The organism is Streptococcus sp. oral taxon 061, assembly GCF_013394695.1.
In the GTDB taxonomy this organism is placed as follows: Bacteria; Bacillota; Bacilli; order Lactobacillales; family Streptococcaceae; genus Streptococcus.
This window is the reverse complement of record NZ_CP058258.1, coordinates 534,260-560,332: the sequence shown is the minus strand read 5'-3', so window position 1 is coordinate 560,332 and position 26,073 is coordinate 534,260. Positions and strand designations below refer to the sequence as shown.

The 26,073-nt window shown below is 39.6% G+C and carries 19 protein-coding genes; 8 read left to right on the top strand and 11 right to left on the bottom strand.

What is annotated here, in order from left to right:
- Positions 1-8: 8 nt before the first annotated feature.
- Entirely contained in the window at positions 9-1,232 is a 1,224-nt protein-coding gene (locus tag HW271_RS02670; RefSeq protein WP_178894761.1) for an FtsW/RodA/SpoVE family cell cycle protein, read from the bottom strand.
- A gap of 32 nt (positions 1,233-1,264) precedes the next feature.
- A complete protein-coding gene (locus tag HW271_RS02665; RefSeq protein ID WP_178894760.1) occupies positions 1,265-3,715 on the bottom strand; it encodes a bifunctional DnaQ family exonuclease/ATP-dependent helicase in 2,451 nt (816 codons plus the stop codon).
- Between the two features lie 120 nt (positions 3,716-3,835).
- On the opposite strand from HW271_RS02665, the gene HW271_RS02660 reads away from it, so the two are divergent.
- Complete coding sequence (locus tag HW271_RS02660; protein WP_178894759.1) at positions 3,836-4,021, top strand: hypothetical protein; 186 nt, start codon at positions 3,836-3,838, stop codon at positions 4,019-4,021.
- Positions 4,022-4,044: 23 nt separating this feature from the next.
- On the opposite strand, the gene HW271_RS02655 is transcribed toward HW271_RS02660, so the two are convergent.
- From HW271_RS02655 to HW271_RS02635, 5 genes are all read right to left on the bottom strand, one after another.
- Positions 4,045-4,893 carry an NAD(P)H-hydrate dehydratase gene (locus tag HW271_RS02655; RefSeq protein ID WP_178894758.1) on the bottom strand — a complete coding sequence of 283 codons (849 nt, stop codon included), beginning with the start codon at positions 4,891-4,893 and terminating at the stop codon, positions 4,045-4,047.
- Between the two features lie 127 nt (positions 4,894-5,020).
- Entirely contained in the window at positions 5,021-12,310 is a 7,290-nt protein-coding gene (locus HW271_RS02650) for an SIALI-17 repeat-containing surface protein (RefSeq protein WP_178894757.1), read from the bottom strand.
- Positions 12,311-12,547: 237 nt separating this feature from the next.
- Positions 12,548-13,405, bottom strand: coding sequence for a bifunctional methylenetetrahydrofolate dehydrogenase/methenyltetrahydrofolate cyclohydrolase (locus HW271_RS02645; protein ID WP_310437578.1), 858 nt, complete (start codon positions 13,403-13,405; stop codon positions 12,548-12,550).
- A 137-nt stretch (positions 13,406-13,542) separates the two neighbouring features.
- Positions 13,543-14,277: an amino acid ABC transporter ATP-binding protein gene (locus HW271_RS02640; RefSeq protein ID WP_178894755.1), complete on the bottom strand. Its 735-nt coding sequence runs from the start codon at positions 14,275-14,277 to the stop codon at positions 13,543-13,545.
- Complete coding sequence (locus HW271_RS02635; RefSeq protein WP_178894754.1) at positions 14,277-14,960, bottom strand: amino acid ABC transporter permease; 684 nt, start codon at positions 14,958-14,960, stop codon at positions 14,277-14,279. Before HW271_RS02635 ends, HW271_RS02640 begins: the two co-directional genes overlap by 1 nt.
- A gap of 205 nt (positions 14,961-15,165) precedes the next feature.
- On the opposite strand from HW271_RS02635, the gene HW271_RS02630 reads away from it, so the two are divergent.
- The 5 genes from HW271_RS02630 to HW271_RS02610 all read left to right on the top strand — a co-directional run bounded on the left by HW271_RS02630 (position 15,166) and on the right by HW271_RS02610 (position 19,591).
- Positions 15,166-15,396 (top strand): DUF1797 family protein, encoded by a 231-nt coding sequence (locus HW271_RS02630; RefSeq protein WP_178894753.1) that lies wholly within the window; start codon positions 15,166-15,168, stop codon positions 15,394-15,396.
- Between the two features lie 240 nt (positions 15,397-15,636).
- Positions 15,637-17,886 (top strand): ATP-dependent Clp protease ATP-binding subunit, encoded by a 2,250-nt coding sequence (locus HW271_RS02625; RefSeq protein WP_178894752.1) that lies wholly within the window; start codon positions 15,637-15,639, stop codon positions 17,884-17,886.
- An 89-nt stretch (positions 17,887-17,975) separates the two neighbouring features.
- On the top strand, positions 17,976-18,425 hold the full coding sequence (locus HW271_RS02620; RefSeq protein WP_178894751.1) for an NUDIX hydrolase: 450 nt from the start codon (positions 17,976-17,978) through the stop codon (positions 18,423-18,425).
- Positions 18,426-18,488: 63 nt separating this feature from the next.
- A complete protein-coding gene (locus tag HW271_RS02615; RefSeq protein WP_178894750.1) occupies positions 18,489-18,788 on the top strand; it encodes a DUF1827 family protein in 300 nt (99 codons plus the stop codon).
- A gap of 170 nt (positions 18,789-18,958) precedes the next feature.
- On the top strand, positions 18,959-19,591 hold the full coding sequence (locus HW271_RS02610; RefSeq protein WP_178894749.1) for a GNAT family N-acetyltransferase: 633 nt from the start codon (positions 18,959-18,961) through the stop codon (positions 19,589-19,591).
- Between the two features lie 45 nt (positions 19,592-19,636).
- Here HW271_RS02610 and metK read toward each other — a convergent pair whose 3' ends face one another.
- The gene (gene metK, locus HW271_RS02605; protein ID WP_178894748.1) at positions 19,637-20,827 is read right to left on the bottom strand and encodes a methionine adenosyltransferase; all 1,191 of its coding nucleotides are present in this window, start codon (positions 20,825-20,827) and stop codon (positions 19,637-19,639) included.
- Between the two features lie 236 nt (positions 20,828-21,063).
- Complete coding sequence (locus tag HW271_RS02600; RefSeq protein ID WP_178894747.1) at positions 21,064-21,762, bottom strand: GntR family transcriptional regulator; 699 nt, start codon at positions 21,760-21,762, stop codon at positions 21,064-21,066.
- Between the two features lie 140 nt (positions 21,763-21,902).
- On the opposite strand from HW271_RS02600, the gene guaA reads away from it, so the two are divergent.
- Together guaA and HW271_RS02590 are read left to right on the top strand one after the other, a co-directional pair.
- Positions 21,903-23,465 carry a glutamine-hydrolyzing GMP synthase gene (gene guaA / locus HW271_RS02595; RefSeq protein ID WP_178894746.1) on the top strand — a complete coding sequence of 521 codons (1,563 nt, stop codon included), beginning with the start codon at positions 21,903-21,905 and terminating at the stop codon, positions 23,463-23,465.
- 177 nt (positions 23,466-23,642) lie between these two features.
- Entirely contained in the window at positions 23,643-24,260 is a 618-nt protein-coding gene (locus HW271_RS02590; protein ID WP_178894745.1) for an SAP domain-containing protein, read from the top strand.
- 232 nt (positions 24,261-24,492) lie between these two features.
- On the opposite strand, the gene HW271_RS02585 is transcribed toward HW271_RS02590, so the two are convergent.
- Both HW271_RS02585 and HW271_RS02580 read right to left on the bottom strand, forming a co-directional pair.
- Positions 24,493-25,683, bottom strand: a complete 1,191-nt coding sequence (locus HW271_RS02585; RefSeq protein ID WP_178894744.1) for a tyrosine-type recombinase/integrase — start codon at positions 25,681-25,683, stop codon at positions 24,493-24,495.
- Positions 25,676-25,894 (bottom strand): DUF3173 family protein, encoded by a 219-nt coding sequence (locus tag HW271_RS02580; RefSeq protein ID WP_178894743.1) that lies wholly within the window; start codon positions 25,892-25,894, stop codon positions 25,676-25,678. The genes HW271_RS02585 and HW271_RS02580 overlap by 8 nt, the downstream gene beginning before the upstream one ends.
- Between the last annotated feature and the right edge of the window lie 179 nt (positions 25,895-26,073).

The window sequence follows — 26,073 nt, the reverse complement described above, 5'->3', positions numbered from 1 at the left end:
CGACCTCCTTATTTCACTTTCTTCAGTACAACTTTTTTACGTTTGAATCTTGTTCGGCCACTCTTTTCATCAGCTAAATGAGTTTGGTAGCTCATCGATAAAAGCAAACCTATACCAATAAGATTACTGATAATAGCTGATCCCCCTTGAGAAATAAAGGGCAAAGGAATCCCTGTCAGAGGCAGAAGACCAGTAACCGCACCTATATTTTCAAAGATATGGAACAAGAGCATCATGATAAATCCAGTTGAGATGTAGGTATAAAATTGATTATTGGATTTTAGGGTGATTTTTAACATGCGATAGATAAGCAGTAGATAGAGTGCAACCACAACAACTGAACCAATAAATCCAAAATCTTCCGCAATTACTGTGAAAATCATATCACTCTCGCGAACTGGAATAAGGAGATTAGACACATTAAAGCCTTGACCAAAAATTCCACCGCTACCAATGGCAATTTGACCCTGAGCCTGTTGATAGGTAGTCGTTTGAGCATAATCAAAGGGATTGAGCCAAGCCAAGATACGATTAATCTGATAAGTCGGCATACCAAGTTGGTGCATAAAGGCACGCCCATCCTTTGTAATGAAGATGGCTAAAAATCCTGTAATGGCTGATACAACTGTTACAAAGACTGGGATGATAATCTTCCAAGAAACACCTGACAACAAGACAAGACCTGCAAAGATCGCAACAAAAACCATTGCCGTTCCAAGGTCACTTTGTAAGGCTAGTAACACTAGAACCGGAATCGTGAAAACGATCATCCAAAGAATCAAAAGGAAATCTAAACCGATGGTACGTGCTTTGTCCTTGTACTTTTTAGTGAAAGTTACAATCACATAAGCTAGCATCAAGATGTAAGATATCTTCATGAATTCAGACGGTTGAAAAAGTGTATAACCACCGATTGATACCCAGTTTTTTGCACCTGTTGCAGCTACTAAACTTGGATTATAAAAAACCAAGGGTAAGACCATCAAGGCTAGACCAAGACCATATAAATAGGGGGTGGATTGCCATAAAAATTTTGTGTTAAAAAACATGACTACAAAACTGAAGATAATCCCTAGGGCTATCCATGCCAGTTGTTGTCCAAGTATAGGCCAAACATTGTTTGGGTAGTCATGACTAACTGCTATATAAATCGCTACAACTCCAATTACCAACAAACAAAACACTGGTAATATTAAACTATAATCGACCCTAGAGTCGAATGAACGTTTCATAACGGCCTCCTTCATTCTTTCTGGTATTCATTTCATTGTTTCTTTAAAAAATCTTGAACGTTGACAAATACTTGCTCTCGGCTAATGTTCCTTACTCGACTAGTGCGAGACAAGGCCTTGCTGATTTGTTTGCCATATCGTTTACTTGACATACGGCTATCTAAAATCAAAACTGCGGAGCGTTGACCAACTCGGCGCATGGTCCTACCTATCGCTTGCTTGAGACGAATAATCGCCATAGGAAGTTGGTAATCATAAAAAGGGTTCTTCCCTTCAAGACGGAGTTCTTGATTCATCTTTTTGGTAAATGGATCCTCTGGATTTTGGAAAGGCAAACGTGTAACCACTTCAATCACCCGAGGATGTCTGGAAAAATCGACTCCTTCCCAGAAACTCCCTGCTCCAAGTAAGAGCTCACGCTCTCCTTTTTCAAAGCGTTTTTTCAATTGAGCTGGTTCCCCATGCTTATATTGGGCTAAATGGGGAATTCTTAAAGTATCAGATACCTGCAACAATAAATCTTTTGCAGTAAATAAGACTAAAATCGGTTCTTCAAGGTAGGACAAATCTTCTAGGACTTCCACAACTGCTAGTGCATACTCCTCAAGCGAAACTTCAGTCACCAATGGAAAATCATTCACCAAGAAAATTTCCTGATTTTCCTGAAACTGTTCATCTAGGTAATAAATATTTGCTTGCGGGAATCCTAACAATTCTGGCAAAGAAACTCTGCTACTAATTTCTAGGGTTGCAGAGATTCCGAGAAGCTGGCAGGATTCTGGGAATATCTTAGAAAATAACAAACGCTGATCGCGACTAGAAGTAATCTCGATTTTTTTACTAGAGAGTTCTGAAACTGATAACCAAAATTCTCCTTCAGACGAGAAAAATCTCTGATAGTCTTTAAATTCTGGAAGATTCAACTCTGAAAAATCCTGTCGGAGCTTATCAATACTACTAGCTGGGAACATCTTACGTTTAACAGATAGAAACTGCTCCAGCAGATAAGAAACTTCAAAACGAATACTCTCTAGCAAGCGTCTTTGAAGCATGCCTTCTTCCCTTGATAGAGCCTGGTCAAGTTGGTCTGGTAAATCCGTTAGCAAATAAGATTTTCGAGAAAGATTTTCCAAGGTCAACAAGATTTTCTGAGCTTCATCTAAAATCAAGAGACGCCCTTCTAAGAGACTAGGATCATCTTCAAGTCTAGTAATGAGGTAAGCATGATTGGTCACAAGCAACTTGCAAGAACGAGCCTTATCCTGACCACGTCTCCAAAAATCCTCTAACCAAAAGAGAGAGTCTTTATGAAGATTTCCATCATGTACCAAGTTAGGTAAGAATTGCTGGTAGCGATAAAGCTGACCAATTTCGTCTAAGTCTCCTGTATCTGTCTCGGTCAGCCAAACTAGGAGTTGCATCTTGAAACGCGTGTACAAACGATTGGACTCTTCTTCCTCTAGTGCTGCATGAAAGGCATCTAACTTCAAGTAATTCTGTGGTCCTTTGAGACTATGAATAGAGATATGGAAAATCTCTTCGAGTTTTTTAGCCTCCTCATGCATTACCTGATTTTGAAGGATTTTAGTTGGAACACTAAGTAGAATCCCACTTTCATTCTCAAGAGACAAGGCTGGCAGGAGATAGCCATAGGTTTTTCCGATCCCCGTTTGAGCCTGAATAAAAGAAATTGTTTCCTCTTGTAAAAACTCTTGGACCTTTTGAGCAAATTCTTCTTGTCGGCTTCTTTCCTCCAAACCCAACAAGGCAATGTTGGTCTGGAAATCTTTAGAAAGTTTGCGTGGACAAAGGGCTGATTTTTCTTTTCTCAAAAATAGACCTTGCACCTCGACCAAGTCATGTTCAACTAAGAGAGACTGTTTCTGATAAACTTCCTCGATAACCATGTAAGATTCGTACAATAGGCTATCTGACAAACTCAATAAGCGTTCCAACAAACCTTTTGGAAGTTGAAACATCTTTTGTCTCATACAAAGAAAGAGTTCTGCAGTCGCTTGGGCGTCAGATAGGGCTGTATGAGCTTGCTCAAGTGGAATCCCCAACTCTTGGCAAAGAATACCAAGATTATACTTCTCAAGCTGAGGATAAAATACTTGAGCCAACTCCACTGTATCGATACGAGGCGTGCGCAATTCATAACCTTCAAAGAAGAGAAATTCTGCCAATAAATTGGCATCAAACTGAACATTGTGCGCAACAAAAATACCGTCTTTGACCAGTTCAAAAATCTTTCCAGCAACCTGAGAAAACTCTGGAGCCTTTGCTAAACGCTTGTCTGTCAAACCCGTTAATTCTTTGATATGAGAATCCAAGTGTTCATGAGGATTGACATCAGTAGCATATTGCTCAACAATCTCACCATCTTCAATGACTACAATTCCCACTTGGATGATTTTTGCCTTACTTCCGGTACTTGTAGCTTCTAAATCTACAACCACGTACCGATCATTTCTAAAATTCATCACTAAAAATTATATCAAAATTTGCACCATTTGACACCCCTGAACTTTATTTGAAGAGTCAAGTTTCTTGCAAGATTTGAAAAAAATGATTGAATAGAATTTTAGAAAAGGAGGGAACTCATGAACCCATTAGATTTCTTTAACCAAGTAAAGGAACTCGTTGAGAACAAAGATTTTTCTGCAGCAAAAACATTTGTTGAAGAAAACAAGGATCAACTAGGGGACTACCTTAGCCAAGCGCAAGCATTGGTTTCAGGCTCAGAAGGACTTGACAGTCTTGTAGATAAGGTCAAAGGCCTCTTCTAATAGTCAAAAGACACCTGAAAAACTCAGGTGTCTTTTTGTATTTTCTTCATGAATGCTGGAATATGTTGACTAATCGTGGTTGGCAGAACTACAAAGTTGTCCTCAGCTAGTTCTTGGGCAATTGCTGAATGCAGATATGTCGCTACCGTCACTCTTTCATAGAGACTAACTTGTGGGAATTGTCCAGCAAAGCCAGCAATCATCCCAGCCAGAGTATCCCCCATGCCCCCAGTCGCCTGATAGGGACCTCCAACCTCTAACTGATAAAAATCAGCTTGACCAGCTTGCCAGATTCGAGTCGCAGGACCTTTTTGAACTAGAATCGTCCCTGAAGGAAAACTCTTCAAAGCCTCTCCTGTTTCCTCAGCTTCTTGAGAAGTCAAATCTAAGCCCGACAAGACTTGCCATTCCCTTTGATGTGGAGTTAAAACAAGCTGAGCTGTAGGAAATTTCATCCCCGTCTTAGCAAAAATCGATAGGGCACCACCATCCAGTATGAGTGCCTGGTCTTGAGTTAAATGATGAAAGACTGTTTGGAGAAGCTCTTCTCCACGCTCATCATCCACTAGTCCAGGGCCAACTAAGACAATACTAGCTTTCTGCAACTGTTGCTCAAGTAATCGCTCATCATCAAGGCCAAAGGCCATAGCCTCAGGCAGATGGTTATGCAGAGCTGTAATATTTTCTTTATCCATTGCTACTGTCACCAAGCCTGCGCCACTTTTAACAGCCCCTAAGGCAGACATAATAATGGCTCCCCCATAAGGATACATTCCCCCAATCAAGAGAAGACTCCCGTAGTCTCCCTTATGACTAGAACGAGGACGCTCGATGATTACTTTTTTCAGTAGAGCTTGATCAATGACTTTCATACACTACTCCTTCATGCTTGTTCCTACTTTCATTATACACCTCACTACCCAATTAATAAAGGAGAAGACTATATAGTCTTCTCCTTTTTTTATAATGATCAGCTTTAGAATAATGAGTTATGAGTCATTATTCTTCCTTGCGTTTCCCATTTAGGAATGCTGCTGATAAGGCTAGACTGAGACCTGCTAGGAAAATTGCTGTATCAGATTGACTTTCACCAGTTTCTGGAAGTCTTGCTGAGTCTGCTTTCCCTGAAGTATTTTCAAGGACTTGTGAACCCTGGGTCTGTTTAGCAGAAGCCTGAGTTTCTGAAGGTTTATCAGATAAACCTCGAATATCGGCAACAGGTTTGTCGATTGTTGGAGCTGCTTGATTCCCTGAGGTACCTAAAGGACCTGTGTATTCTGGGAGCTCGTTCTTATCTGCTTTGACAGCATTGACTCCACCCTTGAATTCAGGCACTTCATTTTTAGCAGCTTCAACCCAATTAGCTCCGCCCTTGAACTCTGGAACTTCATTTTTAGCGGCTTCGACCCAATTAACTCCGCCCTTGAACTCTGGAACTTCATTTTTAGCGGCTTCGACCCAATTAACTCCACCCTTGAACTCTGGAACTTCAACGATTGGGGCTGCTTGGTCACCTGCAGTACCGATATAGTCGCTATATTCTGGAACTTCTACTACTGGGGCTGGCTCCTCACCTACAGTTCCAATAGGGGCTGTGTATTCTGGAATTTCAAGAACAGGAGCCGGCTCGTCACCCTTGCTACTTGTAACAAGTTCTTTTACTCCTACTTCAACAATTTGATCTTTTGCATCACTTGTTTCAGTGTGAACAATTTTACGACTTGTTCCTAATACTTCGACATAGTCTACTTTTTCTCCATTTTTACCTTCTGAGACGATACGACGTTCATCTTTGGCTAGTTCACTATTCTCACGAATAATTTCCTTGAATGGAATAACAACTTTCTCAACTTCGAGACTTGGACGGTCTAGGACAAGAGCTTGATCATCCACTGCATGACTAGCTTCTGAACCAGCTTCAAAGTGAAGGCGATATTCTTTCACAAGACTACCATCTTTAGCAAGAAGTCGAACAAGTGTTGGAAGATTGTCTTGACTTGACTCAACTACAGTCGCTACAGCATGACCACTTGTTTGGACAGTCACCTGTGGTTTCGCTCCATTAGTGGTTAATCGATATTCTGAAACAGCAGGATCAAAGTTTTCCAATACTTTTCCAGCAACTGAAATAGTCACTGCAGGTGTTTCTGAATCACTAGCTTGAGCTGGAGAATAAGCACTAAACTCAACCATCGCTAGACCATTAGTGGTTGATTTGCGAGTCATGCGTGCTCGAATAGCGGTTGTCTGGATTGGATCAAAGGTAAATTCGATTGGTTTACCAGCCTCGATTGCGCTAGATGCCTTATAAGGAATTTCTTGCCAATTCTCTGCCTTGTTAAACGGATGATCCGCATTTTCCTCATAACGTGAAATAGTGCTTGGTTCAGAATAAGCTGGTCCAACATATCTTTCGAGTACCATTGTCGCTGGTGCATCTGTACCACTGTCTTTGAAGAACTGAATGGCTACTTTTCCAACCGATTTAGGTGTAATCTGACCATTCTTCTTAAAGAGTACTCCTACAGATACTTCTTGGTCTTTTGGAGTACGAGACCAGTTGGTCCAACGTCCATCCTCATTAAATCGACCATCGTTGATATAGAAGATTCTATCATTAGAAGCAGCCTGGGTATCGTTTGTGGTAGAGGCAAAGGCTTTAGAGTCAGTCGCATTATTGCTTGCATTCTCTGAGATAACTTGATTTCCTCTTGCAAGAACGGTTACTTGCATCTTAGTTGTCAGGTCTGTTCCTAGGATATGACCAAGCACTTCAAAGGTACCTTCTTGGTCTGTCGCATGTTCAGGGACTGCATCCCATTCTACAGCTAGTTTATCTGTTGTCCAATCTGTTTGTGATGGATAATAGACTGTCACTTCTGTAGGTAGTTGAATCTTATCACCAACATTTAATGTTACAGCACCATTTTCTGCAGCTACTGGTTGCGTAGATTCTTTTTGACCATCGCGGAAGATACGGTATTCTTTCAAGATGGTTCCGTCTTCTGCCTTCAAAATGAGACGAGTTGCTCCTGTTGGACTTGTGGCAGGGACAATCGTTACTACACCATTGTTGCTAGCTGTTGCAGTGATTTCTTTACTAGTTTGAGCAATATGGTAGTCTGTCTTAGACGGATTGAAATGCTCAAGCTTTTGACCATCTACTTTGATCGTAATGTCTGAACTTGTAGCACTTGGAACCTTATTTCCTAGGATTGTAATTTCAGTCAAACCGACACCGGCAGTTCCATTTGCTTTCTTCATGCGAATACGAACTGCATAGGTCTCAACCTTGTCAAACGTAAAGTGGTTAGTTTGGCTTGCGGATAATTGTCCTGGTGCTTTGAGATGTTCAACTTCTTTCCAGTTGGCGGCATTGTTAAATGGATGCTTGGCATCTCCTTGAGCATGATTGACATCAGTTGGCAGATCTGGAATTTCTTGACCAACATAGTATTCGATGACATATTCTTTTGGAAGTCCGATTGCACCATCTGTGTAGAAATCAACTGAGAGATTATCGACAAAGCGTTTGGTTAAATCTCCTGAATTACCAAACAAGATAGATGCCCAATCATCATCTGTGCCTGTTTGCCATGTAGTCCATCGATTCTTGACATCTGTATTAGCTCTTGAAACTGTCAAGTCGTTCAAAGTATTCGCCGAATCATCCCCACCAGTATTGGATACGATAGCTGCTGGCAATTGAGAACCTGTCCATTGTTTCGAAATATTATTTCCTGCAACAACTTGACTGGAAACACGCACATGAGCCTTGGTAGTCAAATGACTTCCAACCAATTGACCTTTGATTTCAAAGATTCCTTCAGTTTGGCTAAAGTTGGCTGGAACCTTGTCCCAAACGACATCTTTATAAACAGTTGTTCCATTAGAATGGTAGGCGCGTACATTAGCTGGCAATTGAACAGTTTCACCTTTAGGAAGAGTGAGACTGATTTCTTCTGCGACCTGCAAACCTTCAACAGTCACATTTGCAGTAGCTTCAATGTCTGTACCTTCTACATGCCCTTTAAGGGTAAAGCTATGATAGCTAGCGAGTTCTTTTGCATCTACCTTGTCCCAAGTTACGGCTACCTTACGAGGTAAACCTTGGTCAAATTCTGCGCCGATTTGATCAGGCAATATTGGTTGCTGATTGATATCTGTAGAGATTGAAACAGGATGAAGCTTAACAATTTTCTTTTCTGCTTTATTTTCTTTGATGACCACTACAGTGGCTACAGATTGTGTCTTATCAGATTGATTGTCAATACGAGGAGTGAGGGTTACACTACCTTTCTTGTAAAGAAGCAAGTTCTGTCCGTTTACTTCAAGATGCCCACCATCAGTAGAGCTAGCTTCCAAGTGAATATCTGATGCTGAAAATTCACTCTGCGAACCATCTTCGTAATGTCCAATGACATGATAAGGGAGGACTTGATCTTCTGTTGCAGTTTCTTTACCTTCTACACTTACTTCCAAGCGTGTCAAGGCAGGGGCTTCCTTCACAAACTGAATCAAATATGTTTGAACCAAATCACCCTTTTGGTTACTCAAGAACACAGAAGCCTGATAATCATTAGCAGCCGAAGCTTGTTGAACAGTTACTTGGTAGCCAGTAGTTTGTGCGCTGACATTTGGAATCTCAGCACTGTAAGGAAGGGTTACTCGGTAATAGGTCTTTCCAGTCTCAAAGTCTGCGAGAGTCTTGTCACCAACAGTGAGACCAGCAACAGTATTTTCTGTTTTCTGATCACTTGCGATAAAGGTTGCTGTCACCTCATAGTCATTACCTACTAATTTACCAGTTGCTTCTGTTCGTCCACCTTCTTTTTTCAAGGCATCAGGATCTTTCAAGGTCCATGAAACGACTTCCGCATCAACTAAGTTCCCGTCTGATAAAACAGCTGTAACAGTCTTATCCAAATCTTCTACGCTTGTACCAACAGGAACGGTTGCAACTTTAGGTAACCACTTATCAAGGGCAATAACTTTAACAAGGGCTTCAGCCTTGGATTCGATACCTTCCACACTACCTAGGACTTTTTTCGCACCAGCACTTGCACGGAGATTGTCTGGAATATCCCAAGTCACTGTTTTTTCTTCGACACTACCATCGCTATAAATAGCTGTCACAGTTTCTGGCAATTTAGGATTTTCACTGACATCAGTAGTTGCCTTTACAGGGGCAAAAGAGACAAAGTGGCGATTTTCTTTCTTGCCTGAAACGGTTGTGACTGTTGCTTGATCAGAAGCTAAACCTGCAGAATCCGCATATAGGGTGAATTTCCCTTCTTTTTCAGTAGATTTTACAATGACAACACCTTTACCATTGAAGGCTTTTCTTTGCCATGTACCATCTTTCTGAGCTTTGTAGCGTTCACGACTAGCTTGTTCTCCATTGTCCACACCAACGATTTGCCCTTGCCCATGAAGATTGAAATGAACAAGATTATTTGCAGTTGGCACAACATTGCCATCTTCATCAACAATTTCATAATGGATGTAAGACAAATCTTTACCGTCTGCAGTAATAACATGTTCTTCCTTAGTGAGGCGAACTCTAGCAGGTTCTCCTGCTGTTGTTACACTGTCACGCGCAATTTCTTTACCATTTTCATCACGAGCAATAGCAGTCAAGGTGCCTGGTTTATATTCTACCAACCACTCAAGATACAATTCACCAGGGTTAGCACCTTCATGATAAGGTCGACCATCCGCAGTGGTTTTCTTGGTGAATTCTTTCTTGCCGAGAGTCTGGTTGTTCAACAATAATTCTACACTAGCAGCGTTTGAGAAGGTCCGTACAGGAACCTTGCCATTGACCAGCATATTGCGTTCTCTAAGTGTCTCATCTGTCCAATTCCAGTGAGGCATGATACGAACTGTTGGTTTTTCTTTGGCACTATACCATTCACTACGGTAGAGATAGAAATCATTCTTAGGCAAACCAGCCGTATCGATAATACCGAAGAATGAGCTTTTCACTGGTGTATTGTCCTGGTTATGCCAAGGTGTTGGTTCACCGATATAGTCAAAACCAGTCCAGATGAACTGACCTGCATAGCCAGCACGGTCACGGTCAAAAGTCCATGATTCAGTAGCTGTTCTACCCCATCCAACACGGTCATTTCCATAGTCAGATTGTTCATAATGACGATTACGACGGTTGTCATGACTGAGTAAATGAGCAGGGTCAAAGTAGGAATCACGAGTTCGAGTTGCTGAAGAGGTTTCTGAACCGTAGATTAACCAGTCTGGATGAGCCTTACGAACAGCATCATAGTTCCGTTCCCCATAGTTCATACCGACAGCATCCATGATTGCTGCCAATTTTAAGAACTCTCCTGTAGACCTATTACTAAATTTATTCTCACCCATGGTCACATAGCGCTCTGTATCAATTGCTTTGATGACAGCTTTCAAGCGCTTAGCTGTTTCTAAAGAGCGCTCACCACCATCTGCTTCATCCACTTCGTTACCGAGTGACCACATGACGATGGATGGATTATTTTTATCTCGTTCAACCATGGTTCTGAGGTCAAAATCAGACCACTTTTCACCCTTCTTAGCTTCTGGGTGAGTTGCATCTTGGTCAAAGAAACGTCCATAGTCATACGTTTTCTTACCACGATACCAAGTATCAAAGGCTTCTTCTTGCACCAAAAGTCCTAGATTTGCAGCAGCATCGAGCAACTGTGGACTTGCTGGATTGTGGGTTGTACGGATAGAGTTAACTCCCATATCTTTCAGGAGTTTTAATTTACGATAGGTTGCCTTATAGTTTTCTTCTGCTCCCAAGGCACCGTTGTCATGGTGAATACTAACTCCATGGAATTTCATTCTCTCACCATTTAGAGAGAATCCATCTTTGGCTGTCCAGTTGAAATAACGATAACCAAAAGTATCTTCTGTTACATCAACTAGCTGACCTTCATTGTAAACCTTTGTTTTCAAAACATAGAGCTGAGGATGGTAACTTTTTGTTGTCCAGAGGGTTGGCTTGTTAACCAAAATTGTTTGCTTAAAGTCTGCTGTCTCATTTCCTGACAAATTCTTAGTTACAGAGCGAACTAAATCTGAAACAGCCTTGCCTTCCTTGGTAAAAATCTGTTGCTCTACAAATACCTTGGCTAAAGTCTTGGAAGTATTTTTAATCTTACTTTGGATTTGTGTTTCAACATTGCCATCTTTTTGTTCAGCTAATTTTGGAGTTGTGATATGATTTCCATTTTCAGCTACTTGCACCTTGTCACGATAGCTCAGCGTCACATCACGATAGATACCACTTCCTGAATACCAACGACTACTTGGCTGTTTATTGGTAACTTGGACAGCAATGGTATTTTCACTACCATCTTTAGTTAAAAATTCAGTGATGTCGTATGAAAAATGATTGTAACCACTAGGATAATGGCCAACAAATTTACCATTTACATAGACCTTAGAGTCCATGTAAACTCCATCGAAGTTGATACGGACGTCTTTATCCTTTGCAGCTTCGTCTACAGTGAAAGTCTTACGATACCAAGCAGTACCCCCGTTTAATTGACCACCTTCATTTCGAGCAGGAGACTTATGATCAAAGTCAAAATAAATACTCCAGTCATGAGGAAGGTTCAACTTAGACCAATCATGAACATCTACATCTTTCTTAGAAAAATCACCCTGAGAATTTAATTTAAAGTACCAGTCTTTGTTGAAATTTTGTTTTCTTTCTTGTAAAAGTTGGTCTTCTTTTTCTTTCTCCTTAGTCACTTGAGGTAATGCTGTTGCAGAAGTATTTTCTTCCTTAACTTTATCACTAGTTACTGGTTTATTCTGATTAGCTTCAGTAGCATGTTCTTCCAAAACTGCTGGCTTTTCAGAACTAGCTTCTGAAACTGTAGGCGCTTTTTCAGCCACTTCAGCAGCTGGTTTTTCAGCTTTATCTTCCTTAGGACTAACTACTTCCGCTTTCTTTTCTTCCTTAGGACTTGTTACCTCAGGCTCTTTTTCTTCCGTTGCTGGTTTTGCGGGTTCAACCGCATCATTTTCTTCTTTTTCAGTAGCCTTATCTTGTGGGCCATTTTGCTCAGCTTTTGCAATGGCTGCAGCTAGATCATCTGGAAGTTTATCTAAAGGTTGAACTTGATGAACTGTTTCTTCGCTAGGACTAGCTGTTTCTGCTTCAGCTGCTTGCGCTACCTGAAGGCCAAATATACTGGCTCCAATCATAACTGAAGCTGCACCAATAGCAAACTTACGAATACTAAAATGACACCGTTTTTCAAAAAATCTCTTATCCATTATGGTTCCTTTCTAAGTTATAGTAAGCGATTACATTTTTCTTCAAAAAATAAACCTCCCTCTAGACGCTTACTTATTTTTGCATATACATATTGATGTTTTTAATATATCAAAATAGTAGAACTTTTTCAATAATTTGTAGAAGTTTTACTGGAATTTTAGTAGAAATCGAGCAAAAAAAAGCAAGCCCTTTTTAGAACTTGCTCTTTAAATACCTATTAATGATTGTACTCGAGATTAGTCTTTATCCAGCCTTCTTAAAGCAGCCTGATAGGTCTGCTCCATTAGCATGGTAATGGTCATAGGTCCTACTCCACCAGGTACAGGTGTGATATGGCTAGCGACTGATGCAACAGCATCGTAGTCAACATCTCCACAGAGCTTGCCATTTTCATCTCGGTTCATCCCCACATCAATGACAACTGCTCCAGGTTTGACAAAATCAGCAGTCACGAACTTAGCACGGCCGATTGCTACTACAAGAATGTCGGCTTTAGAAGCTACTTGGGCTAGATTGTGGGTGCGAGAGTGGGTCAAGGTTACAGTTGCATTTTTAGCCAAAAGCAACTGGGCCATTGGTTTACCAACGATATTTGAACGACCAATAACGACTGCATTTTTACCTTCTAAGTCAATCCCATACTCATGAAACATCTCCATAATCCCTGCTGGAGTTGAAGGAATCATGACTGGGTGACCAGACCAAAGACGCCCCATGTTGAGTGGATGAAAACCATCCACATCTTTTTCAGGGTCAATGGCTAGTAGAATAGCTTCTTCATTGATGTGTTTTGGTAATGGCAACTGTACCAAAATCCCATGCCATGCTGGATCTTGGTTGTATTTGGCAATCAACTCCAACAATTCCTCTTGAGTAATGGTCTCCGGAACACGTACAACTTCACTTTGGAAGCCCGCTGCGATAGCTGAACGTTCCTTGTTACGAACGTAAACCTGGCTAGCAGGATTGTCCCCAACCAAAATAACCACCAAACCAGGAACCAAGCCTGTCTCTTCCTTTAGTTTGGCTGTTTTTTCAGCCAGTTGTCCTTGTAGCTTGGCTGCTAAAGCCTTCCCATCAATAATCTGTGTCATGTATTTTCTCTTTTCTAACAAATATCTTTTATTATAACAAAAAATCGCTCGACCTTCTAACACTTCTTACCTAAGATACCCTATAGTCTGAAACTATAAGAAAAAGCCCCCTTGGAGCTTTTCTAATAAACGATATTTTACAAAACCTTACTCAAGAAATCCTTGGTTCTTTGTTCTTGTGTTTGGTCAAAAATTTGCTCAGGTGTTCCATCCTCGACAACTACACCGTCAGCCATAAAAATAACACGGTCTGCTACTTCACGCGCAAATCCCATCTCATGTGTTACAATGACCATAGTCATACCTGACTTAGCAAGTTCTTGCATAACTGCTAGTACTTCCCCTACCATTTCTGGGTCTAGGGCAGAAGTCGGTTCATCAAAGAGTAGGACATCTGGTTCCATGGCAAGACCACGCGCGATAGCAATACGTTGTTGCTGACCTCCAGACAAACTTTGTGGATAGGCATCAGCCTTATCTGGCAAACCAACCTTCTCCAAGAGCTCATGCGCTCTCTTTTCAGCCACTTCCTTACTTTCTCCCTTAGTCTTAATTGGAGAAAGTGTAATGTTTTCCATAACTGTCATATTTGGGAAGAGATTGAATTGTTGGAAAACCATTCCCATCTTTTCACGCATAGCAAAGAGGTCGTTTTTCTTATCCGTAATGTCAACACCTTCAAAAATAACCTTGCCTTTTGTCGCTTCTTCGAGGAGATTCATAGAGCGAAGGAGGGTTGACTTACCGCTACCAGATGGTCCAATAATGACCACTACTTCCCCTTTTTTAATTTCAAGATCAATCCCTTTTAAAACTTCATTTTTTCCAAAACTTTTATGAAGGTTTTCAATTTTTATAAGTGTTTCAGTCATTATTTTTTATCTCCTTGTCCCATACGATTTTCAAAAGCTTTCAAGGCCAGCGTCAAGATAGAGGTCATAATCAAGTAGTAAAAGGCTGCGAATAGAAGTGGAGTTAAAGGTAAGTATGTGGTTGTTGACACCGTAGTAGCTCCATTCCACAACTCCATAACCCCGATAGCTGACAAGAGCGAGCTATCCTTGATAATGGTAATAAACTCATTCCCCAAGGCTGGTAAAATATTCTTGATAGCCTGTGGTAAAATGACATAGCGCATAGCATTTTTAGGGCGAATCCCTAGTGAATAGGCTGCTTCTAGTTGTCCTTTTGGCACTGCATTAATCCCAGCACGAACTGTTTCTGATACATAGGCACCACTATTCATAGAGATAATGATAATCCCTGGGATCAAACGAGTAAGATCAACATCTAAAATCCCAATTTGAATCGTTGGAGCACTAATATGCATCAGGGCAAAAGCAATCATAATCTGCACCATCATCGGTGTCCCACGGAAGACCCAGATATATAGATTAGCAAACCAAGCAAGTGGTTTAATCTTCGAACGTTGTGCAAAGGCCAGCAGCACTCCTAGAATGGTCCCCAAGAAGACCACCAAGATAGATATGATAATTGTTACAACGGCACCATAGTTAAAATACGGTAGATATTTCGGTAAAAAAGAAAAATTCATGGATACTCTACTTTCTATTTTTAATATTTAAACTCAAAACTTGTATAAGGATAACATATTTTGCATAAAAATTCAACATTTTCTCCTAATATTTTCAATAAATTTTCAAAGACGATAGAAATAGCGAGAAATCTTAGTTTTTTTCTAGTCAAGTGGAGTCTGTTTATGGTAAAATAGTAAAGATAAGAAATGGAGGAGAATCAAAATGGAATCACATTTGGTTAGAATCATCAATCGCTTAGAAGCAATGACAAAAGATGGTGGTAACTTAAAACGTAACTTTGAACGCGAAGGAGTTGTTGTCGCAGAGGTTGCTTTTAACTACGACGAAGAAAACGGACCACTCTTTACACTTCGTGACGTTGAAGCTCGTGAAACCTATACATTTGACAGCATCGACCTCATTGCGATGGAAATCTACGAACTTTTATACTAATAGTTGAATATGGGCTGGAGAATACTCCTGCTTTGACCAATGAAAATCCTTTTTGCATGACAAATGGGATTTTTATTTTTATCACTAAAGTCTAGTAAGAATTGCCTGGAATGTTTAATTGTAACAAGCAATCTTTTTGCTTGCTTTCCCCTTTAATCATGATATAATGAGACTAAAGCACTTTGACTATTTTTGACCTTTCTATTTTAGTCAAAGCCAAGAAAGAAACGAGGTAGAGGTATGCTCTGTCAAAATTGTAAAATCAATGACTCAACGATCCATCTTTACACTAATCTGAATGGGCAACAAAAGCAAATCGATCTTTGCCAAAATTGCTACAAAATTATCAAAACAGATCCTAACAATAGCTTGTTCAAAGGCATTACAGATTTAAACAATCGTGATTTTGATCCATTTGGAGACTTCTTCAACGACCTGAACAACTTTAGACCTTCTTCTAATAATAATGTTCCTCCAACCCAGTCAGGTGGCGGTTACGGTGGTAATGGGGGTTATGGTTCTCAAAATCGTGGACCAGCTCAAACACCTCCTCCTAGTCAAGAAAAAGGACTCTTGGATGAGTATGGTATCAATATTACCGAGATTGCCCGTCGTGGAAATGTCGACCCAGTTATCGGCCGTGACGAAGAAATCATCCGTGTCATTGAAATCCTCAACCGCAGAACTAAAAACAACCCAGTACTGATTGGGGAGCCTGGTGTTGGTAAGACAGCAGTTGTCGAAGGCTTAGCACAGAAAATTGTAGACGGTGATGTTCCCCACAAACTTCAAGGGAAAGAAGTCATCCGCCTAGATGTCGTGAGTCTTGTTCAAGGCACAGGAATTCGTGGACAGTTCGAAGAGCGCATGCAAAAACTCATGGAAGAAATCCGTGAGCGCAAAGATGTCATCCTCTTTATCGACGAAATTCACGAAATTGTCGGTGCTGGTTCTGCTGGAGACGGGAATATGGATGCAGGCAATATCCTCAAACCAGCCCTATCTCGTGGCGAACTTCAGTTAGTGGGTGCTACTACCCTCAATGAATACCGCATCATCGAAAAAGATGCTGCCCTTGAGCGCCGTATGCAACCTGTCAAAGTTGATGAACCAACTGTGGAAGAGACCATTATTATTCTTAAAGGTATTCAAAAGAAATACGAAGATTACCACCACGTTCATTATACTGACGGAGCTATCGAAGCCGCTGCTACTCTTTCTAATCGCTACATCCAAGATCGTTTCTTGCCAGATAAGGCTATTGACCTTTTAGATGAAGCTGGTTCAAAAATGAACTTAACCTTGAATTTTGTGGATCCAAAGGTTATCGACCAACGCTTAATCGAAGCGGAAAATCTCAAGGCTCAAGCAACTCGTGACGAAGATTTTGAAAAAGCCGCCTACTTCCGTGATCAGATTGCCAAATATAAGGAAATGCAAAAGACAAAGGTAACGGATCAGGATACTCCAATCATCAGTGAAAAGACGATTGAACACATCATTGAACAAAAAACTAATATTCCAGTTGGCGACCTTAAAGAAAAAGAACAGTCTCAACTGATCAACCTAGCAGATGATCTCAAGGCACATGTTATTGGCCAAGATGATGCTGTTGATAAGATTGCCAAGGCTATCCGTCGTAACCGTGTTGGTCTCGGTACTCCAAACCGTCCAATCGGTAGCTTCCTCTTTGTTGGTCCTACTGGCGTCGGTAAGACAGAACTTTCTAAACAACTAGCTATTGAGCTTTTTGGTTCTGCTGATAGCATGATTCGCTTTGATATGAGCGAATACATGGAAAAACATAGTGTTGCCAAACTCGTCGGTGCCCCTCCAGGATACGTCGGTTATGATGAGGCTGGACAATTGACCGAGAAAGTCCGTCGCAACCCCTACTCACTTATCCTCTTAGATGAGGTCGAAAAAGCCCATCCGGATGTCATGCATATGTTCCTTCAAGTTTTGGATGATGGGCGTTTAACGGATGGTCAAGGACGAACTGTTAGCTTTAAGGATGCCATCATTATCATGACCTCAAATGCAGGTACAGGAAAGGCTGAAGCAAGCGTTGGATTTGGTGCAGCTAGAGAAGGTCGTACCAACTCTGTCCTTGGAGAATTAGGCAACTTCTTTAGCCCAGAATTCATGAACCGCTTTGATGGTATTATCGAATTTAAGGCCCTCAGCAAGGAAAATCTCCTTCAAATCGTTGACCTTATGTTGGATGATGTGAATAAACGTCTCTCAAGCAATAACATCCATTTAGATGTAACAAATAAGGTTAAAGAAAAACTTGTAGACCTTGGTTACGATCCAAAAATGGGAGCTCGTCCACTCCGTCGTACCATCCAAGACTATATCGAAGATGCCATTACAGACTACTACCTTGAAAATCCTAGTGAAAAAGACCTCAAGGCAGTCATGACAAGTAAAGGTAAAATCGTGATTAAGTCCAAAAATAAAACGGAAACGGTCGAGTCAAACGACTAGTTCCTCACATACAAAAGAATGTTCTTGCTTGACAGTGAGAACATTCTTTACTATTATAGAAAGAAAGCGCACTCACGAAGGAGAAATTTATGGCAAATCCAACATTTGGAGAAAAAAAAGAGGGAGTAACCTACAAAAATAGATATGGCGTTTATGCAGTCATACCTGATGCAAACCACGAAAAGATTATCCTCGTACAAGCTCCAAATGGTGCATGGTTCTTACCAGGAGGTGAAATTGAAGAAGGTGAAAACCACCTTGAAGCTCTCAAACGAGAATTGATTGAAGAATTAGGATTTACAGCTGAAATCGGCACCTACTACGGGCAAGCTGATGAATATTTCTATTCCAGCCATCGTGATACCTACTACTACAATCCAGCCTATCTATACGAAGCCACTTCTTACCAAGAAATCCAAAAACCTCTCGAAGACTTCAATCATCTAGCTTGGTTCCCAATCGATGAAGCTATTGCTAACTTAAAACGTGGAAGTCACAAATGGGCAATCGAAGCTTGGAAAAAACAACATCAAATTTAAACTATCTTTACCAAATTTCTCAAAAAGTGCTATAATAGACATAGAAATACAGGAGGAAACCCTATGAAGCTTATCAATACTACAAATTCACACTCGCAACTTGTTAAAAGTCAGCTAGAAAGCACTGACGCAACGCTTGTAGAGGTTTATTCTGCGGGAAATACAGATGTTATTTTTACTCAGGCTCCGCTTCATTACGAAATCCTCATTTCCAATAAACATCGTGCAATCCGTGAAAAAGAAATTGAGAAAATCCAAGAATTCTTTTTAAATCGTAAAATTGATAAACAAGCTGTTGATGAAGCAAATATCAAAACCCTCTATTCTGATAAATTGATTGAAATTTCAATTCCTACAAAATAGAATTAATCTACCCTACAGATAAAACTGCGGGGTTTTTTAGTCCCTTTTCTTATTTATTTCTTCAAAAAATTATTGTAGTTAAAGCTTTTTTGTGAATATTTCACATTTTAATCGAAAAATGAAAGAAATTTCGTTATAATAGTTAGAGAGAGAAAATGAAGGAGTATGATATGAAAGAAATAGTATATAGAGAAGCCAGGCTAGATGAACACCAAAAAATCGGGAAAGTATTGGCTGGAGCCTTTATGAACTACCCTTTCATGACTCTTATCAAAGATGATTTAAAGAAACCAGAATATTACCCAGCATTCTTAGAATTGCTGTATAGCCTTTTAACCAGACTCTACATCAAAGGAGAGACCTGTCTAGTCGCTGAACGAGACGGGGAAATTCTGGCTATCGCACTTCTACAACAAAAGGATTTTTCCATCTTATCTTATTTGTTGAATGGGATTATCAAGCTTTTCCGTTTTATTAGCCCACGCAATCTCTTGAAATATCTTGATTTAGTCGATCGCTCTGAACAACATTTGAAAAAATCTGGGAACTTTGATTGGTATTTGATGATGTTAGGAGTCAACGCTTCAATCCAAAACCAAGGAATCGGGAGTGCATTCCTACAAGAAGGTGTTGAACCCTATCTTAAAGCCAAAGGTTGCAAACGTCTAGGCTTAATCACCAGCACTGAGAAAAATGTGTGTTTCTATGAAAAAAACAAGTATGAATTACTGGATTCCATGATATTAGACTACGGAACAAAGTCAATTGGAAACTGGGCTTTTGTAAAAATACTAGATAAGTAATTATAAACTAAAAAAGATTGGTCCTTAGACCAATCTTTTTTTATGTTACTTAACAGCTTCTTTCAAGGCTTCTACCTTGTCCAAGCGTTCCCAAGGAAGATCAATATCTGTACGCCCCATATGTCCATAAGCCGCTGTTTGACGGTAGATTGGACGTTTGAGATCCAGCATTTGGATGATTCCTGCTGGGCGAAGGTCAAAGATTTGACGCGCTGCTGCTTCTAATTTGCTTTCAGCGACTGTTCCCGTACCGAAGGTATCGATACGAACAGATACTGGATGAGCCACCCCAATTGCGTAAGCCAATTGCACTTCAGCTTTCTTAGCAAGACCTGCAGCAACAATGTTTTTAGCAATGTAGCGAGCTGCATAAGAAGCTGAACGGTCAACCTTAGTCGCATCCTTACCAGAGAAGGCACCACCACCGTGACGTGAATAACCACCATAGGTATCCACGATGATTTTACGACCAGTCAAACCTGAATCTCCTTGAGGTCCTCCGATAACGAAACGACCTGTTGGATTGATAAAGAATTTAGTATCATCATCTAGGTAAGAAGCTGGAATGACTTCTTTGATAACCTTGTTAATCACATCTTCATGGATTTGCTCATTGCTGATTTCTGGATCATGTTGGGTTGAAATAACAACTGTATCCACGCGCACTGGACGGTCATTTTCATCATACTCAACAGTGACCTGTGATTTGGCATCTGGACGAAGATAGCTGATTTCACCAGACTTACGAAGCTCTGCCAAGCGACGAACCAGTTTGTGACTAAGTGAAATCGGTAATGGCATGAGTTCTTCTGTTTCATCCACTGCAAAACCAAACATGAGACCTTGGTCTCCAGCTCCAATCAAGTCAAGTGGATCTTGATCTGCGTTTCCACGAACTTCCAAGGCTTCATTAACACCTTGGGCTATATCTGGTGACTGCTCAACAAGTGATGGGTGAACTCCCACCGTCTCCGCAGAAAAACCATACTCAGTATTGGTATAACCAATCTCTGCAATAGTATCACGAACCACTCGGTTAATATCGACATAAGCATTTGTTGAAATTTCACCGAAGACATGGACTGAACCTGTATAAACAGCAGTTTCAGCAGCAACGTGCGCCTCTGGATCTTGCTCTAAAATAGCATCCAAGATAGCATCTGAAATTTGGTCTGCAATCTTATCCGGATGCCCCTCAGATACAGATTCAGACGTGAATAATTTACGTTCTGACATAAAAATGTCCCCCCTTAAAAAATATTCGTTATAGAGTTACAAAGAACTGGTAGGAAGAGTATTTACAATCAATCCCACCACCTTATCGGGACCATATAACCTATCTATTATAACACGAATCTTTGAAAAATACTCGTATGATTGCTATTTTTCTTATTAGGAAAATGTTTTCTAATCTTAACCAAATAAAAACTCTTAAAGTAGATGAGTTTCTACTTTAAGAGTGATGTTATAAACTAATTATTTTCTAGATAAAATTCAAACCGTTCTCCGACATATTGGCTCTTTACATACTCAAAAGCAGTGCCGTCATCAAAGTAAGAAACCTGTGTCAGCCCTAAAATAGCATGTCCTTTTTCAACTTCTAAATAATGAGCTATCTTTTCTTTGGCTAGTCGAGCATAGATGGTCTGATGAGATTTACCAATTCGATAACCATGCTCTTGTAAGGTTTGAAAGAAGTGCTTGGTTACTTCTTCTTTTTTGAAATTTTTGATAAATTTCTCAGGAATCGATGCCACTTCATAGACAACAGGAACCTTATCCGCATAACGGACACGTTCCATACGAATAATATTGTCAGTTGGCAGTATACCTAGTTTAGCAACTTCTTGCTCATTTGGAATCGTACGACGGTAGGAAATCAGATGACTAGATGGCGTTTTCCCTTGAGCTTTAACAATTTCCGTAAAACTAGTTGTTCCACGCATTCTTTCCTGAACTCGTGTACTTGAAACGAAGGTCCCACTACCAACACGCCGTTCCAAAACCCCCTCTTCAACTAAAAGAGAGATTGCTTGACGTAAGGTCATGCGGCTAACGGCAAATTCTTCTGCTAAATCTCGTTCACTAGGAAGTCTTTCTCCAATTTTCCAACTCCCCTCATCAATGTCTTTCTTGATTTGGTCGTGGATTTTCATATAAGCTGGTAACATGCTTGATCACTTCTTTTCTTTATTTTTTCCATTGTACCGTAACTCATAGGGAAAAGTCAAACCGCACTTGTTTAGTTGGTAATTCTAACCCTTTTATGATAGAATATTCAAGAAGATATTTCTTTTAAGAAAGGGAAAAGATGAGCAACATTTCAACTGATTTGCAAGATGTCGAAAAGATCATCGTACTGGACTATGGTAGCCAGTATAACCAACTTATCTCACGCCGTATCCGTGAGATTGGTGTCTTTTCAGAACTAAAAAGTCACAAGATTTCGGCTGACGAAGTCCGTGCTATCAATCCTATCGGGATTGTACTTTCAGGTGGTCCAAACTCTGTTTACGAAGAAGGATCGTTTGATATTGATCCAGAAATTTTCGAATTGGGTATTCCAATTTTAGGAATCTGCTACGGTATGCAGCTTTTGACTCACAAACTTGGAGGAAAGGTTGTTCCTGCCGGCGATGCTGGTAACCGTGAATACGGTCAATCAACATTGACTCACACAGAATCTGCTCTTTTTGCTGGAACTCCAGAAGAACAACTTGTATTGATGAGCCACGGGGATGCTGTTACAGAAATTCCTGCTGATTTCGTTCGTACTGGTACATCAGCTGACTGTCCTTATGCATCAATCGAAAATCCGGACAAGAAAATCTATGGTATCCAATTCCACCCAGAGGTTCGTCATTCAGTTCACGGCTATGATATCCTTCGTAACTTTGCCTTGAATATCTGTGGTGCCAAAGGTGACTGGACCATGGATAACTTTATCGAGATGCAAATCAAACAAATCCGTGAAAAGGTTGGAGACAAACGTGTTCTCCTTGGTCTTTCAGGTGGTGTTGACTCTTCAGTTGTTGGGGTTCTTCTCCAAAAAGCAATCGGTGATCAATTGATCTGTATCTTTGTAGACCACGGTCTTCTCCGTAAAGGTGAAGCTGACCAAGTTATGGATATGCTTGGTGGTAAGTTTGGTTTGAACATTGTCAAAGCAGACGCTGCCAAACGTTTCTTGGATAAATTGGCAGGTGTTTCTGATCCTGAACAAAAACGTAAGATTATCGGTAACGAGTTTGTCTATGTCTTTGATGACGAAGCAAGCAAACTTAAAGATGTGAAATTCCTTGCTCAAGGAACTCTTTATACAGACGTTATCGAGTCAGGTACGGATACTGCACAAACCATCAAGTCTCACCACAATGTGGGTGGTCTTCCAGAAGACATGCAGTTTGAACTGATCGAACCACTTAACACACTCTACAAGGATGAAGTTCGTGCCCTTGGTACAGAGCTTGGTATGCCAGACCACATCGTATGGCGCCAACCATTCCCAGGACCAGGTCTTGCAATCCGTGTCATGGGTGAAATCACTGAAGAAAAACTTGAAACAGTCCGCGAATCAGACGCTATCCTTCGTGAAGAAATCGCTAAAGCTGGTCTTGACCGCGATATCTGGCAGTACTTCACTGTCAACACTGGAGTTCGTTCAGTAGGTGTTATGGGAGATGGTCGTACTTACGACTACACAATCGCTATCCGTGCCATCACTTCTATCGATGGAATGACAGCTGACTTCGCTAAGATTCCTTGGGAAGTTCTCCAAAAAATCTCTGTACGTATCGTAAACGAAGTCGACCACGTTAACCGTATCGTCTACGATATTACAAGTAAACCACCTGCAACTGTTGAGTGGGAATAGAGTTAATTAGTTAAAAAAAGCCTAGAAATCAATCTTTCTAAGGCTTTTTACTTTATTTTAACAACAATTTAACAACAAAACTACTATTTTTCCTATAAACCATACTTATCTTTAATCTGCTTTTAAATAGGTATATATGGTATAATAAGATAAATTTGGAGTTGTAGAGGTGAGAATTTGGAAGAAAATAGACCTGATTTTAGAGATATAAAATCATTTGAAGAATTTAACAGATACTACTGGTATCGAGAAGAGCTTTCACAAATTTGTAAGTACCTTGGATTAGAATACAGATGTTCAAAAAAAGAATTAAATCATATTATAGAACAATATTTTAAGGGAAATAGAGTAGAAAAATTTTTGAGGAAAAGAAACAAAAATCAAACCGAAATAATAACCCTAAATACATCATTACTTGAATGTGGTTTTTCCTTTAATCAGAAATTTCGAGATTATTTTTCAGCTGTAACAGGTGTTAATCCGTTTAAATTTAATGCTGATATGGCAACAGCTTGGCGAAAAGTAAAACGGGACAACAACATAAATTTTACAATCCAAGATATGATTAAAATATACTATGGAGAGTCAGACTACGCCAAGTATGATAATTCAGCTTGCCAATGGAATCAATTTCTAAAAGATTTTTGTGCAGATGAATTTAGCAATCATTACTCCAACAAGTTAAAAGTTGCGGCTATTCTTTGGAAAGAAGTTAGAGATTCAAAAAAGAAAAAAATTTATTCACGGGGACTTCTAAAAGAATATAGCTACAAAATAGAGAAGTACTGTAAGTAAACAACTTCATGTTTGTCGAACGTAAAGTATTAAAGACGATAGAAATAAAAAATCTATCGTCTTTTTTATGCCTATTTTCAATTTATATTGTGAGTAATAAATAGGGAAAACTCGCAAGAGTTGCTAACTAGTATTTCAAATGTAATCTTGGAATTATATGAATTATAACTAATAATACGGTAAACACTAATAGTTTACCGTAGTAATCTAAAGTTTAATCGGACAGACTTCGCTAGTCAGACAAAACTTTAGATTGAAAATTTTTAGTATGCTGATTGCCATTAAATTTACTTTTTCTGATATTATTATCACTCACCACTACTTTCCCAGTCATTCTAGTAGCGACTTCTTTCATTGCATTTGGTCTTAAATGAGAGTACGTTCCAAGTGTGGTCTTAATATCAGCATGTCCTAGACGATTTTGCATTTCTAAATCGTTCATTCCTAGAGAGAGCATAAAGCTGGCATGAGAATGCCTTAAATCGTGGATCCGTATTGATTTTATTTTTGCGTAATCACTGTGAGTTTTCAAAACACGTTTTAGAGTTGATTTTACCAACGGACTATCTGCTATGGAAAATACAAATTTACATTCTCCTATTTGAGATTGTACTTTCTTCCAATATTTCAAATGTTCTAATGTATCATCATCAAGATACAAAAGCCTTACACCTGATATAGATTTCGTATCAGTAAGATACCACTCTTTTTGGCTTTTATAATACATTGAGCAGTCTATTAAAACAGTACCTTTTTCAAAATCTATTTTTGACCATTCAATAGCTTGTAATTCACTTGTCCTAACTCCAGTCATAAAGAAAAACCAAAATGTAGTAAAGTACAATAATTCATAGATATTAGATTTATCAAATGTACTAATGAATAGCTGAAATTCTTCCACCGTCCAAAAATCAACTTTAGGACGGTCTTTCTTTACGTTTCCCACCGTTTTAGCAACATTATTTGACAACATACCTAGTTTAACTGCTAAATCAAAAACTTGTTGTAATATTTGATGAACAGAACGAATATAATTATTAGATAATCCCTCTATAAACATTGCATTTTGCCACTTCTTTACATGAGGTGCTTGAATATCTGATAACTTCATGTTTTCAAAATATGACAGTCTTTTAAATTTTGATTGTGTCATATCAAAAGTACGTTTTCTTACTTGGCTTTTATAGTCTGGTATAAAATAGTCATCAAGAAACTTTTTAAAAGTCATTGTGCTATTAACGGTTATAGAACCTTTACCAAAGTCAGCAAGCATACGTAAGCGCCACTCTTGAGCTTCCTTTTGCGTTTTAAAGCCATTCTTAAACTTTTGTATCCTTTTACCAGTCTGAACATCAAAACCTAAAGAAACAGTCGCTCTATACGTGCCATTGCTCATAGGATAAATACTAGATATTTTAGGCATTTTCCTTGATTTCCGTATCTAACAAGCTATCTTCATCTATTTTCACTCCCAAAATTTCCTCAACTGTTTCAAGAGGTACACGTCCTAAACCTTTACTTTCATACCAGGTTAAGCCTTGACTAGCTAATTTTGCTTTAGCCTGTTTTACTAACATCATAGCTTGCCAACTTGAAAATCCTAATTTCATTAAATCTTTTTTTACAACAAACATACTTTTTCCCCTTTCTTTATGTTATAATTATCTTGGTTTTTTATTTTGATGTGTGATTGATTTTCACGCATCTTTTTTTTTGCATCTATTCCATAAATTCCTATCATTCAGGAACATATAAATATTATTCAGTTCTTGACTTATCTGTATAGTCTTTTTAAATCGTATTACACAAAGGT